The 14,337-nt window shown below is 54.0% G+C and carries 12 protein-coding genes; 7 read left to right on the forward strand and 5 right to left on the reverse strand.

Annotated elements, in window-relative coordinates; translation table 11 throughout:
• Positions 1-247: 247 nt before the first annotated feature.
• Positions 248-1,222: a zinc ABC transporter substrate-binding protein ZnuA gene (znuA, locus tag ABYW01_RS04255; protein WP_372831283.1), complete on the reverse strand. Its 975-nt coding sequence runs from the start codon at positions 1,220-1,222 to the stop codon at positions 248-250.
• Between the two features lie 64 nt (positions 1,223-1,286).
• Between znuA and ABYW01_RS04260 the strand changes: the two genes are divergently transcribed.
• From ABYW01_RS04260 to znuB, 3 genes are read left to right on the forward strand one after another with little or no spacing between them, the layout of a single operon-like run.
• A complete protein-coding gene (locus ABYW01_RS04260) occupies positions 1,287-1,772 on the forward strand; it encodes a Fur family transcriptional regulator (protein WP_193954610.1) in 486 nt (161 codons plus the stop codon).
• Positions 1,773-1,774: 2 nt separating this feature from the next.
• Positions 1,775-2,542, forward strand: coding sequence for a zinc ABC transporter ATP-binding protein ZnuC (gene znuC, locus ABYW01_RS04265; protein WP_193954609.1), 768 nt, complete (start codon positions 1,775-1,777; stop codon positions 2,540-2,542).
• Positions 2,535-3,326 (forward strand): zinc ABC transporter permease subunit ZnuB, encoded by a 792-nt coding sequence (gene znuB, locus ABYW01_RS04270; protein WP_372831284.1) that lies wholly within the window; start codon positions 2,535-2,537, stop codon positions 3,324-3,326. The genes znuC and znuB overlap by 8 nt, the downstream gene beginning before the upstream one ends.
• Positions 3,327-3,405: 79 nt before the next feature.
• On the opposite strand, the gene ABYW01_RS04275 is transcribed toward znuB, so the two are convergent.
• Positions 3,406-4,281, reverse strand: coding sequence for a DMT family transporter (locus tag ABYW01_RS04275; RefSeq protein WP_372831285.1), 876 nt, complete (start codon positions 4,279-4,281; stop codon positions 3,406-3,408).
• A gap of 80 nt (positions 4,282-4,361) precedes the next feature.
• Here ABYW01_RS04275 and ABYW01_RS04280 point away from each other — a divergent pair, with 80 nt between their 5' ends.
• Positions 4,362-5,534 (forward strand): sorbosone dehydrogenase family protein, encoded by a 1,173-nt coding sequence (locus ABYW01_RS04280; RefSeq protein ID WP_372831286.1) that lies wholly within the window; start codon positions 4,362-4,364, stop codon positions 5,532-5,534.
• A gap of 3 nt (positions 5,535-5,537) precedes the next feature.
• Here ABYW01_RS04280 and ABYW01_RS04285 read toward each other — a convergent pair whose 3' ends face one another.
• The 3 genes from ABYW01_RS04285 to prlC all read right to left on the reverse strand — a co-directional run bounded on the left by ABYW01_RS04285 (position 5,538) and on the right by prlC (position 11,067).
• Positions 5,538-8,267, reverse strand: coding sequence for a cation-transporting P-type ATPase (locus ABYW01_RS04285; protein ID WP_372831287.1), 2,730 nt, complete (start codon positions 8,265-8,267; stop codon positions 5,538-5,540).
• A gap of 488 nt (positions 8,268-8,755) precedes the next feature.
• The gene (locus tag ABYW01_RS04290; RefSeq protein ID WP_193954604.1) at positions 8,756-9,019 is read right to left on the reverse strand and encodes a YheV family putative zinc ribbon protein; all 264 of its coding nucleotides are present in this window, start codon (positions 9,017-9,019) and stop codon (positions 8,756-8,758) included.
• 2 nt (positions 9,020-9,021) lie between these two features.
• Positions 9,022-11,067, reverse strand: a complete 2,046-nt coding sequence (gene prlC, locus ABYW01_RS04295) for an oligopeptidase A (protein ID WP_372831288.1) — start codon at positions 11,065-11,067, stop codon at positions 9,022-9,024.
• 101 nt (positions 11,068-11,168) lie between these two features.
• On the opposite strand from prlC, the gene ABYW01_RS04300 reads away from it, so the two are divergent.
• The 3 genes from ABYW01_RS04300 to ABYW01_RS04310 all read left to right on the forward strand — a co-directional run.
• Positions 11,169-11,723 (forward strand): gamma carbonic anhydrase family protein, encoded by a 555-nt coding sequence (locus ABYW01_RS04300; RefSeq protein WP_372831289.1) that lies wholly within the window; start codon positions 11,169-11,171, stop codon positions 11,721-11,723.
• 199 nt (positions 11,724-11,922) lie between these two features.
• Complete coding sequence (locus ABYW01_RS04305) at positions 11,923-13,218, forward strand: imelysin family protein (RefSeq protein ID WP_372831290.1); 1,296 nt, start codon at positions 11,923-11,925, stop codon at positions 13,216-13,218.
• 85 nt (positions 13,219-13,303) lie between these two features.
• A partial coding sequence (locus ABYW01_RS04310; protein ID WP_372831291.1) for a di-heme oxidoredictase family protein occupies positions 13,304-14,337 on the forward strand: 1,034 nt, incomplete at its 3' end.

Here is a 14,337-nt window from a genome sequence, read left to right on the forward strand (position 1 = left end):
AGATGGGGAGACTCGAACTCCCACGCCCTTGCGAGCACTAGCACCTGAAGCTAGCGTGTCTACCAATTCCACCACATCTGCTTCGAAAGTGGGGCGTATTGTATAGAGCTGTTTTCCGTTTGTGAACACCTTTTTTGATTTTTTTTATTTTTCATCAACCCGTTAGATCAGGAACAGAAATACAGGCTGTTCACCCGCTTCTCAACCTTGGACATGAGAAACGGGGAAATCGTTCATGCCTGAAGTTCTACCGTGCTGATAAGCAGGCCACCATGGCCTCAGCAACGCTGCTCAAATAAGACGCGTAACCGTTTTCACGCACGTCTGTCGCCGTCGCCAAAGGATCGATAGCCCCTTGATTGACCGGCAGACCAGACGTGACGGCCTGCACTATGGATGATTTAAACTGAGGTTCACTGAACACACAGACCGCCTTCTGTTCTTCAAGCTGCTGGCGGATCTCCGTCAGATGACGCGCACCGGGTTTACGATTTGTGTCCATCGTGAAATACCCCAGTTGATTCAGACCGTAGTGCTCCACAAAATGCCCCCAGGCATCATGAAACACAAAAAATCCCTGAGACTTCACGGGTATAAACTGCTGGTGTAACTCGGCATCCAGTCCGCGCAGGTTTTGCTCAAAACGAACATAGTTTGCAGCAAATGTCTCTGCGTGCTGCGGATATACAAGGCTCAACCGATCTTTCAGCGCGTCTGCAAACGCCAGACCTTCAATCGGGTCCAGCCAGTAATGCAGATCTTCACCATGATGATCGTGATGGCCATCTGCTGCCTCGTCCGCATGGTCTGCATGGTCTGCATGGTCTGCATGGTCTGCATGGTCTGCATGGTCTGCATGGTCTGCATGGTCTGCATGGTCATCAGTATGATGATCGATGTGTTCTTCTTCGTTGTCAGCCATCTGCAGGGTAGAGGTTTTCACTGTACGCAGCGACTTTGCCAAAAACTGCTCCATCTCCGGTCCGACCCAAATCACCAGCCCCGCATCTGCAAGCTTACGCATATCCGACGGTTTCATAGAGTAGTGGTGAGGAGATGCACCCGGTTTCAGCAACAACTGAACCTCTCCCGTGGTTCCCACAATATCGTGAGCGATCAGCTGCAGTGGTTTAATACTGGCCAGTACCTTCACATCGTCAGCCGCAAGAGAAAACTGGCTGAAGAACAGGCTGAGAAATACAATAATGGCTTTAAAACGCATGGTGTCGGTTCATCCTGATAAATGTTCCGTTATACTATAACAAAACAAGAAGGTTTTTCTCTATATGTGCGCTGACACAATCGCTTTCGAGACACACCACGATCACAGCCAATGTATTGAACAAGCGATGGATGAAGCCCGCTCGTTGTGCAAAGCACGGAGCCTTCGCCTGACCCCTATTCGTGAGCTGGTGCTGAAGCTGGTGTGGCAGAGCCATAAACCTTTAGGTGCCTACGAGATCCTGCCCGCGCTGGCAGAGGCCGGATTTAACTCGGCACCGCCCACCGTCTATCGGGCACTCGATTTCTTGCAGGAGCAGGGGCTGGTACACCGTATTGCCATGCTCAACGCATTTATAGGCTGCCCCCACCCCGACGATGCACATCATGGCTGTTTTTTGATCTGCCGCCACTGCAACACTGCCGTGGAAGCGGATAGCAGCGCCGCCGAAGCACTGATCCGCGAGCAAGCGTCTGCGCTGGGATTTACCACGGAGCAACAATCTATCGAAGTGCTCGGTTGCTGCCCTAACTGCCAGGAGCGTGCCTAAAAATGAAGTCTCATCATGATCTGGTCCGCCTGGAACAGGTTAATCTGCACTTTGGCCGTAACCATGTCTTGCAGAACATCGATATGGCCCTGCACAAAGGCTGCATCACCACGATCATCGGTCCCAATGGCGCCGGTAAAACCACGTTGGTCAAAGTGGTATTGGGTTTGACCAAACCTTCCACGGGCAATGTATGGTGTGAAGACGGCCTGCGCATCGGCTACATGCCACAGAAGTTACACATCGATCGTACCTTTCCATTGACCGTGCAACGTTTCCTTCAAACCGCACAATGCAAAGATAAATCGTTGATGTTAGAAGCGCTTTCAGATGTAGGCGCAGAAACATTGCTGAAGGAATCTATTCACGGATTGTCCGGCGGAGAGATGCAGCGGGTACTACTGGCACGGGCATTACTACGCAATCCAAATCTGCTGGTACTGGATGAACCGGTACAGGGTGTGGATATCAACGGACAACTGGAACTCTACGCGCTGATTGCCCGTATCCGTGACCAACGTAACTGTGGCGTACTGATGATCAGTCACGATCTGCACCTGGTGATGTCATCCACCGATCACGTGATCTGCATGAACCACCATATCTGTTGTTCCGGGCACCCGGAGCAGGTCAGCAACGATCCATCATTTGTGGATCTGTTTGGTCAACGTGGTGCCGAACAACTGGCGCTGTATAACCATCATCATAACCATCGCCACAACACGCATGGCGACGTTGTCCACGAACATTGCGAGCACGATCATGGCTGATTTTCTAATTCTGGCCCTGCTGGGAGGTTTAGGTGTAGCAGCCATTGCCGGACCACTGGGTTCGTTTGTGGTATGGCGCCGAATGGCCTACTTTGGCGACACACTGGCGCACTCGGCCCTGTTGGGGGTATCGCTGGGTTTCCTGTTTGATATTAACCTGAACGTGGCGGTGATCGCCTGCTGTGTCATTCTCGCGCTGACACTGGTGACATTGCAGCGGCAACATTTAGTCGCCACCGATACCCTGCTGGGCATTATGGCGCACAGCAGCCTGTCGCTGGGTCTGGTCGCCATCGCACTGATCGATGATATCCGCGTGGATCTGATGGCCTATCTGTTTGGCGACCTGCTGGCCGTGACCCCGGAAGATCTGTACTGGATATACGGCGGTGGCATTCTGGTCGCAGCACTGCTCTATAAGCTCTGGGAACCTTTGTTGGCGATCACCATCAACGAAGAGTTGGCCCAGGTGGAAGGCGTACGGGTTACCTGGGTGCGACTGGCGCTGATGCTACTGATTGCCGTGATCATCGCGGTCGCGATGAAGATTGTGGGTATTATGCTGATTACTTCACTGCTGATTATTCCCGCGGCAGCAGCACGAAGACTCGCCAGTACGCCCGAGCAGATGGCCATTGGTGCAGCCATCCTAGGCTGTATCGCGGTCATCTTAGGTCTGGGACTGTCCTATCAATGGGATACGCCTGCCGGCCCGTCAGTCGTCGTGGTCTCGATGCTTGAGTTCCTGATTTTGTATAGCTGGCCTCAGCGACAGCTCGCCTGATCAAACACTAAAAACCCGGCGTATATGCCGGGTTTTGTTTATTCTGAACGGGCCTTCCAAGCTAATTCGGAGCCTTTGCTCAACGCTTCCACAATACGTTGATCAGCGCACCCGTCATGATCAGCCCACCGCCAATCAACGTCCAGAGTGTTGGAATTTCGGCAAAGAAGATCCAACCCAGCACCAGGGAAAAGATCACCTGTACATACGAGTAAGCGGTCGCTTTACTGGCCTTCTCATACTGCATTGCCTTGGTCAGACCAACTTGCCCCACCTGAGTAAACACCCCTACCAGTAACAACAGAATGAGCGCCTCACCGTTCGGCATCACAAAATCACTGCCCAGCAGGAAGACCGATACCGGTAAGGCAATCAGCGGAAAGTAAAAAATAATCACCGAACTGTCTTCGCTCTGACTCAACCGGCGCACAATCACATAGGCCACCGCACTGCCTAACGCACCGATCAGTGCCGCCACCACACTGAGCCAGGGTAACTCGACACTGTAACCGGAAATCAGATCAGGCTTCACCATCACCGTCAGCCCCAAAATACTCAGGACGATGCAGATAATGGTGGAATACTGGGCCCGCTCTTTCAGAAAGAACAGCGCTAATAACGCGGTAAATACCGGGTGCAGGTACTGCAGAATCGTCGCTTCCGCCAATGGCAGCGTGGTCACCGAGAAATACACACACATCAGCGCCAGCGCACCCACCACACCACGGGCGATCAACAGCGGTTTGTGTGTACCCCACACGGAGATACGTTTGCGCTTAACATCCAGATAGCTGATCACCAGCGATACGATCGCTCGGGCCGCCACTATCTCCAATACCGGAATATCGTAGGTACTCACCGCTTTGACGCACACGGCCATCAACGCAAAACCCAATGCGGAAAACAGCATGTAACGCACACCGGGTGAGAAGGTCTCTTTTAGCTCAAGTAACATGATCAACATTCGGAAAGAGTTAATATTAACCCGGAGATCACCGGGGGAGGTTATTCTGGCCCAGCACCTCGTCAGAGGCTATGTTTATCTCAGACTATTTCGACAACAAACAGGTTGAATCGATGAACAATAGCCTGCGTTCCATCATCCTGGCTGTCCTGCTAATCAGTACGCCGCTCTGCGCCCGTTCATTGCCACTGGAAAGTTTGCAATTGCCGCCGGGATATCAGATTCGCATTGCAGCAGAAGTGGACAATGCCCGCCAGATGGCGCGCGTCGATACACCCGAAGGGCAGGGGATCCTGTTTGTCGGTTCACGCCGGGCCGGTAAAGTCGTTGCCCTGCGTGACCGGGACGGCGACGGCTATTACGAGCAGCAGTACCTGATCGCTCAGGGGCTCAATCTTCCCAGCGGGATCGCGGTGCAGGGGAACGATCTTTATGTCGCGGCCGTCGATAAGATCTGGCGCTACCCCAATCTGGTAACACGACTGGAAAACCCACCCGCCGCCCAACTGGTGACGAATAAGCTACCGGATGAAACCCATCACGGTTGGAAATACCTCAAATTTGGTCCCGACAGCTGGCTGTATATGAACGTAGGTGCACCCTGTAATATCTGCCTGTCACGCGATCCCCGATTTGCCTCCCTGCTTCGTTTCAACACCGACACCGGTGCACAACAGGTGGTCGCCTCAGGAGTGCGTAACAGCGTGGGTTTCACCTGGCATCCACAGGATAATAGCCTCTGGTTCACGGATAATGGCCGTGATCATCTGGGCGACGATCAGCCGGATGATGAACTCAACCGTAGCACACGGCCAGGCCAGCACTTTGGTTACCCCTTTGTGCACGCAACAGACGTTCGTGATCCTCGATTTGGTAAACAGGGCAGTGACCATTACGTCGCCCCGGTGCTGGAATTAGGCGCACATGTCGCACCACTGGGACTGACGTTCTATACCGGCGACCAGTTCCCTGATGCCACACACAACACCCTGTTTATCGCCGAACACGGCTCCTGGAATCGCAGTCTTAAAGTGGGTTATCGGGTTGTCCGGGTTGAAACCCAGGCCGGTCAAGTGGTCAGCCATACGCCTTTTATCAGCGGCTGGCTACGTGGGCAGCGTCACTGGGGACGCCCCGCTGACGTGATGGTCGATCACGACGGTAGCTTGTTGATCTCAGATGATTATGCGGGTGTGATCTACCGGGTGACTTCAGCGAAAAAGCCCACTAAAGCCACCCAGTGAAGGTTACGACTGCTCGACCTGCGGAATCTGCGCACGCGTAAACGGCCGCATCACTTTTTTCTCCAGTTCAACCAGGATGAACACCACCAAAGCCACCAGCACAATCCGCGTCCAGGATGCCATGTCGATAGATTCCACCCGGAAGAAGGTCTGCATCAGCGGGGTGTAAGTGAAAATCAGCTGGAAGAACATTACCAGCGCAATCGCCATCAACACGTACCGGTTGCCGAACAAACCTTCACGGCTCAATACAGATTCATTGAGATAGCGGGTATTGATCAGATATACCACCTCCAGCATCACCAACGTATTCACGGCGACGGTACGGGAGTATTCGAGACTGGACCCCGCATCCATCTCCCAGAGAAAGAGCCCGAAGGTCCCGGCCACCATCAGCAACGACACAAACACAATCCGCCAGGTCATAAAGCGCGATAAAATTGGCGCCCGGGTATTACGCGGCATCCGATGCATCACACCCGCTTCGGTCGGTTCAAAGGTGAGCGACAGCGCGAGTGTCACCGCGGTGATCATATTCACCCACAGGATCTGGGCAGCGGTAACCGGTAGCATCGTGCCCATAGCAATCGCAGCCATCACCGTTAAGGCTTCACCGCCGTTGGTTGGCAGGATAAACAGTATCGATTTTTTGATGTTGTCGAAGACTGTACGTCCCTCTTCAACGGCGTGTGCAATGGAGGCAAAGTTATCATCGGCCAACACCATCTCGGCCGCTTCTTTCGCCGCCTCGGTGCCTTTAATGCCCATGGCGACGCCCACATCGGCACGCTTCAACGCCGGTGCATCGTTGACCCCATCCCCGGTCATCGCCACGACTTTCTCCTGTGCCTGCAGCGCGGTCACAATACGCAACTTGTGCTCGGGGCTGGCACGGGCAAATACATCATAGGTCAGTACCGCCTGCTGGAGTTCTTCATCGTTCATCCGTTCCAGCTCACTGCCGGTGATTGCATCCCGGCTCGCGGTGATCCCCATCTGGTTGGCAATCGCAGCCGCCGTTTCGGCATGGTCACCGGTAATCATTTTGACGCTGATGCCCGCCTGATGGCATTGTTTCACTGCATCAATCGCCTCCTGCCGTGGCGGATCGATAATCCCCACCACGCCCAGCAGTATCAGACCGGACTCAATCTCATCAAAACGTAGCGAACGACGACCATTCTTAGTCGGCACGCAGGCGATCGCCAAGGTGCGCTGGCCTCGGCGGGCAATACGGCGTTGCTGAGCCAGCCAGAAGTCCCTATCCAGCCCTTTATCCTGATCACCGGTCCATTGGTGATCGCAACGCGGCAGAATCGCTTCAATGGCACCTTTCACGTAAATCATACCGTTACCATCATGATCATGATGCAGGGTAGCCATAAAACGGTGCTGAGATTCGAACGGGATCAGATCATCGCGGGGCCGCTCCAGATGTGTTTCCACCGCATCGAAGCCCGCTTTCACCCCCAGTACGGTTAATGCGCCTTCTGTGGGATCACCCACGATATGCCATTCGTCATCCGTTTCATGCAGTGAAGCATCGTTACAAAGCAAACCCGCCAGACACAATTTACGCAGGGCAGGGTAGTCGTTAGGGTCGATATCTTCGTCACCCAGCATGAATGAACCGTGCGGGTTATAACCGACCCCGGTAACGTCCACCGTCTGATCGGCGGTCACTACGGTGGTGACCGTCATCTCGTTGCGGGTGAGGGTGCCGGTTTTATCGGAGCAGATCACGGATACCGACCCTAAGGTCTCAACCGCCGGTAAGCGCCGAATAATCGCGTGCCTGTTCGCCATCCTCTGCACACCGATCGCCAGCGCAATGGTAATGACGGCAGGCAGACCTTCAGGAATAGCCGCCACCGCCAATCCGACGGCCGCCATAAACATCTCATCTAGGGTAAAACCGTGTACATAAACCCCAAACACAACGGTTAATGCGGCGATGGCCAGGATGATCCCGGTCAGCCAGCGGGCAAAAATATCCAGTTGACGGGTCAGCGGAGTGGTTAGCTGAGTGACCTGCGCTAACATCGCGCTGATACGACCAATTTCAGTATGGGCACCGGTTTCAACCACCACCCCCAGGCCTTGCCCGTAGGTCACTAACGTACCAGAGAACGCAATATTACAACGATCACCTAGTGCAGCATCCTTGTCCACCGGGTCGGTATTTTTATCTACCGGCACGGATTCACCGGTCAGCACCGCCTCTTCGATACGCAGATCTTTCACCCAAAAGAGGTGCAGATCGGCAGGCACCCGATCACCGGATTGCACAAACACCACATCGCCGGGGACCAGCACCTCGGCGTCCATCTGCGTTCGATGCCCGTCACGGGTCACGGTCGCCTGGCGCGACAGCATTTTACGCACGGCGTCGATCGCTTTTTCCGCTTTCCCTTCCTGGATGAATCCCACCAGCGCATTGATCACCACAACTGCAGCAATCACCCAGGCATCAACCATATGATCCAGCAACGCGGTCACAATTCCCGCCACCAGCAAGACATAGATCAGCACATTATGAAATTGGGAAAGCAGTCGCATCCACGCGCTGCGGCGCGGCGGTTCGGGTATTCGATTGGGCCCATGCTGTTGCTGACGCTTGGTTGCATCCTGATGGGTCAGGCCCTCTTTTGAGGTGTCCAGCTCAGTAAATGTATCTTGAGGGTTGTGCGTGTGCCAACGAGACGCCTGTTTAGCGGATCTCTGTGTGTCCATATTACACCTCCAACATTGATCAGCGGTGATGCCAGCCTTTCCAGACTACCTCGTCCTGATCGCTAGATCCCTGATCCGGCGCAGGTATTTGCTGTGCATTTTGGCCACCCGGACAGCATGGCCTCGGGCCGTCTAAAACAAAATAACAAATGATAATTATTCGTATTGAAATAGCATCATAAATTTATGATAATGCTTCTCATTAACAAAGGAGATATCGCGATGAATATTCGAATGAGTAAGCCAGATCTGGGGTTTCCGATGATCGCGCTGACAGGCGGTGTCATGCTTTGCCTGCTATTTGTGCTCTAATCTACGAAAGGCAACACAACGCCCCAGACCTCCGGACCTTGCGGCCGAACGTGATGATAAGCATAGACCAGACTCAGCCTTCAGGCCGCTGGCCAAAGCGGAGTCACGTTGTCGTAGGCAATAGGGAAACACCAGAGGCAACAGCGGGGCCACCTCTGGTGTTGAGTAGGAAAGGATCAGTGATCTCGGCGTTTTGAGCCTGGATTGGCGACAAAATTAAGCGGCTGAGCATCCGCCGGAATCGGTTCCGGCACTCGGTTTACCCGGGTTTCCAACTCTTCCGCTGCATCCGGCTCACCGTCCAGACGCATCGCGTCCTCGAAATCACACTCGACACATTCACGGTACTCTTTCTCTTCATCCCGGTACATGCGCAGGGTGTCCATCTCCCCACAGCGAGGGCAGGTTGCCCCTGCAACAAATCGTTTTACAACACTCATAATCAAGACTCAGTTACGGTGATACCGCTGTGTCGTAACAGCGCATCCACCTCGGGCTTACGGCCACGGAACTCAACAAACAGATCCATCGCTTCACGCGATCCACCCTGCTCCAGTACGGCATGCAGGAAATCAGCACCGGTCTGCTGGTTAAAGATACCGTCCTCTTCAAAGCGAGAGAAGGCATCGGCAGACAGCACTTCGGCCCATTTATAGCTGTAATAACCGGCAGCGTAACCACCGGCAAAAATATGGCTAAAACTGTGCTGGAAACGGTTGAAGGCGGGTGGAGTGACCACAGCAACTTCATCACGAATCCGGTTCAGTACGGTCTGAATATCGGTTTTACCCGCTTCAAACTCACGGTGCAGCTGGAAATCAAAGATCGAGAACTCCAGCTGACGTACCATCATCATACCGGATTGGAAGTTTTTCGCTGCCAGCATTTTGTCGAGTAGTTCGCGCGGCAACGTCTCACCTGTCTGGTAGTGACCAGAGATCAGCGCCAGCGCTTCCGGCTCCCAGCACCAGTTTTCAAGGAACTGACTTGGCAGCTCAACCGCATCCCATGCCACCCCGTTGATACCGCTGACATCAGCCGTTTCGATACGCGTCAGCATATGGTGGATACCGTGACCAAATTCGTGGAACAACGTCGTCACTTCGTTATGGGTCAGCAGGGCAGGATCATCACCCACCGGCGGGTTGAAGTTGCACACCAGATACGCCACCGGCAGCTGCAAGCTGCCATCATCCAGACGACGGCGCACACGGCAGTCGTCCATCCAAGCGCCACCGCGTTTTTTCTCACGCGCAAACGGGTCCAGATAGAAACGGGCAATCAATGTTTCGTCACGACGCACTTCAAAGTGGCGGGCATCTTTATGCCAGCTATCGAAGTCCTTGATCTCGCAGATCTCGATACCAAACAGACGCTGAGCAACTTCAAATAACCCATCCAACACTTTTGGCATTGGGAAGTAGGGCCGCAACATCTCCTGAGAGATCTCATAACGCGCGTGTTTCAGTTTCTCGCCGTAATAGGTCACATCCCAGGCTTGCAGCTGTTCCATACCGTATTCATCACGGGCAAAGTCACACAGCTCCTGATATTCACGTTCTGCTTCAGGGTGGCTTTTTGCCGCCAGATCACGCAGGAATCCGATCACCTGATCCGGGTCTTCAGCCATCTTGGTTGCCAGTGAATACTCGGCATAGTTCTCAAAGCCCAGCAGCCTGGCTTTTTCCTGACGCAGTTGCAGGATTTCCTGCATGATCTCAGAGTTATCCCACTCTCCGGCGTTGGGTCCCTGATCAGAAGCGCGAGTCGCAAAGGCAGTGTAAACCTCTTCACGCAGCGCTCGGCTGTCCGCGTAGGTCATCACCGGGATATAGGACGGGAAGTCCAGCGTCAGCATCCAGCCGTCTTCACCTTTCGCTTCAGCAACCTGCTTCGCCGCCGCAATCGCCATCTCCGGCAAACCTGCCAGTTCAGACTCATCCTTAATGAGTTTGCTCCACGCATTGGTGGCATCCAGTACGTTCTCGGAAAACTTGGTGGTCAGTTCAGATAAACGCTGTTGCAGCTCGCCATAACGCTGCTGCTGATCCTCGGCCAAGGCAATACCCGACAGTTTAAAGTCACGCAACGTATGCTCGATCGCCGTTTTCTGCTCGGTGTTCAGGGTCTTAAATTCTTCGCTGTCCGCGTACTGCTGATGCAGCTGGTACAGCCCCTGATTCTGTCCCAGTTCGGTCCAGAACTGGGACAGTTTTGGCAGGCAGGCATTGTAAGCTTCTCGCAGCTCATCGCTGTTAACGACCGAGTTCATATGGGAAACCGGCGACCAGGCTTTTGCCAGCACATCGTTGATCTGCTCCAGTGGCGCAATCAGTGTATCCCAGGTTGGATTGGTCACCTTCTGCACCAGCATATCAACCACTTGACGGTTGTCAGCCAGCAGCTTATCAACCGCCGGTTCAACGTGTTCCGGCTTGATCTGCGCAAACGGGGGCAAAATATGAGCGTTTAACAGGGGGTTCGTCATCGACTTAAGTCTCCATGAACTGGGCTACTGAGGCGCTCTGAAGCGGCTTCGAATAAGTATACAATGGGGCTCAACACTGAGTTTTCAACAGGACCCTCACTATGCATATCCGTACTTATCAGGGCATGACCCCAAAACTGGGTGAGCGCACCTTTGTAGATCCCAGCGCTGTTGTACTGGGGGACGTCGAACTGGGCGAAGATTGTTCTGTCTGGCCACTGACGGTGATTCGCGGTGACATGCACCGTATCCGTATCGGTCAGCGCACCAGTGTACAAGACGGTTCTGTGTTACATATCACCCATGCCGGTCCGTTCAACCCTGATGGCTATCCTCTGATTATTGGCGATGATGTGACAATCGGCCACCAGGCGATGCTGCACGGTTGCACCATCGGCAGCCGGGTTCTGGTCGGAATGGGCGCTATGGTGATGGACGGTGCCGTCGTGGAAGATGAAGTCATCATCGGCGCTGGCAGTTTGGTCCCCCCGGGTAAAACGCTGGAAAGTGGTTACCTCTACGTGGGGCGTCCCGTGAAGCAACAGCGGACTCTGACCGATAAAGAGCGATCATTCTTCACCTACACGGCGGGCAACTATGTGAAGCTCAAAGACCAGCACCTGCAGGAAGACTACGCTCAAACATCATCTGACTAACCTCCCTCCTTGGCGCGGATGATCACCTTCATCCGCGCTCTTGCCCTTCATTCCTCAGCGTCATCTCAATACCTGAATATCTGATCCGCATCATGAAACCAGGCTTTTAATTACTGGAAATTCATATTCGTATGGAGAAGCATTATCATTTGCATTACTATACGTCTTATTAACCCCCCTATCAGAGATGAGAGATCCAATGAAATTTCGTGCGACATTACTCAGTCTGGCAATTGGCACCACAATGCTTACCGGCTGTGCCGACCAGATGCAAAAGGAACAGGCTGCTGCACCAACAGCCGATGCAGTACTGGGCAACTACGCGGATATTGCGCTGGCCACTTATGAGGACTCTCTGACAACGGCACAAACGCTGCAGTCGACGATTGATCGCCTGCTGGCGAATCCAACGGATGCCAACCTGAATGCCGCGAAAGCAGCATGGAAAGCAGCCCGCGCGCCTTATCAGCAGTCCGAAGCGTACCGTTTTGGGAATGCGGTTGTTGATGACTGGGAAGGCCGTGTAAACGCCTGGCCGCTGGATGAAGGCCTGATCGATTACGTGGATAACGGTTACGGAACTGAATCTGATGAGAACCCGTACTACACCGCGAACATCATCGCCAACAAAACCCTGAAGCTGGGTGGTGTGACCGTTGATGCAACGACCATCAACAAAAAACTGCTGGCTGAAACCCTGCACGAAATCGATGACGTTGAAGCCAACGTAGCAACCGGTTACCACGCGATTGAATTTTTGCTGTGGGGTCAGGATCTGAACGGCACTAACCCGGGAGCGGGCAACCGTCCGGTCACCGATTTTGATCTGAACAACTGTACCGGCGGCAACTGTGATCGTCGTCGCGACTACCTGTCCGCAGCGACGGAACTGCTAATAGATGATCTGCAGGAGATGGTCGACAACTGGAAAACCAACGGCGCAGCACGTACCGACCTGATGGCGAAAGGCCCTCAGGGTGGTTTGTCCACCATGTTGACCGGTATGGGCAGTCTGGCATACGGCGAACTGGCCGGTGAGCGCACCAAACTGGGCCTGATGCTGCACGATCCGGAAGAGGAACATGACTGCTTCTCCGACAACACCCACTGGTCCCACTTCTACGATGCCAAAGGCATTAAGAACGTATACCTGGGTGAATATACCCGTGTCGACGGTAGCATGATCAAAGGCCCAAGCCTGTCTGCACTGGTGCAGGCAGCGGCTCCAGCCGTTGATGCAGAGCTGCGGGGCAAGCTGGAGAAAACCGAAGCTGCCATGCAGGTGATGGCCGATACCGCTGAAGCGGGTAACCCGTTTGACGTATTGATCGGTGAGAACAATCCAGAAGGTAACCAGATCGTTCAGAACGCGGTGGACGCACTGACTGACGAAACGAAAACCATCGAACAGGCGATTGTTGCTCTGAAACTGGACAACATTGAACTGGAAGGATCTGACAGTCTGGATAACCCAGCCTCTGTGATGGCTGAATAATCGGTCTGGATTTACGACGGGGGTAACCAGTGGTTACCCTTTTTTATAGGCGGCAGAAACATCTGCCCATAACGACCGAGAGCCCATGTACAACCGTCTTGCGGCACTGACACTCGGGTTGCTGATATGCAGCCCAATGGCAGTATCCGCCCAGCCAGCCGAGCCGGACTTCACCCACAGTGAAGCCGGCGAGCGTTACGCCGGTGGCCGGGGAACCTATCTCAAGCGTATCGATAAACGAGCCTTCCTCCACCCGTCAGCCAATCTGCCGTTTGAACAGCAATTGGATTTTCGCGTCGGGCAGGGCATTTTCAAAAAACTCTGGGTCTCGGCACCTACCGCCACCACCGCCAGCGACGGTTTAGGACCGGTCTATAACGCCCGCGCCTGCCAGCGCTGCCACCTGAATAACGGACGCGGTCATCCACCTACCGCGAACTGGCCGGATGACAACGCCGTCTCGATGTTTTTGCGCCTGAGTATTCCGCCGCAAAATACCGCCCAACAAAAGCTGATTGATGAACGTAAGGTCGGCGTTATCCCTGAACCCACCTACGGGGGACAGTTACAGGACTTTGCCGTGCCCGGTATCTCCGGTGAGGGTCGGATGCGAATTAGCTATCAGGAACAGGTCATCACGCTCTCCGACGGTGAAAGCGCACGCTTAAGACAACCGACCTACAGTGTCAGTGATCTGGGCTATGGCCCGCTACATCCACAGACACAGCTCTCCGCCCGTGTTGCCCCACCGATGATTGGCTTAGGCCTGCTGGAAGCGATCAGTCGCGAAGATATTCAGTCACAGGCCGACCCAGATGATCAGAACAATGACGGTATCTCCGGACGTGCCAATGAGGTCTGGAATGCGGACCGTCAGCAGGTTGATGTGGGTCGATTTGGCTGGAAAGCCGGACATGCCACCCTCAATCAGCAGAACAACAGCGCGCTGAACGGCGATATTGGTATCTCCAACCCGGACTTTAAAAGCCCTTACGGCGACTGCACCCAGCAACAACCCGCCTGCCTGAAGATGCCCCACGGCAATACAGAACGGCACGATGATCTGGAAGCGTCCCGTCAGATGACGGACCTGATGCTACTCTATACCCGTAACCTCGC

The sequence above is a fragment of the Pontibacterium sp. genome (genome assembly GCF_041587635.1).
GTDB lineage: Bacteria > Pseudomonadota > Gammaproteobacteria > Pseudomonadales > Balneatricaceae > Pontibacterium.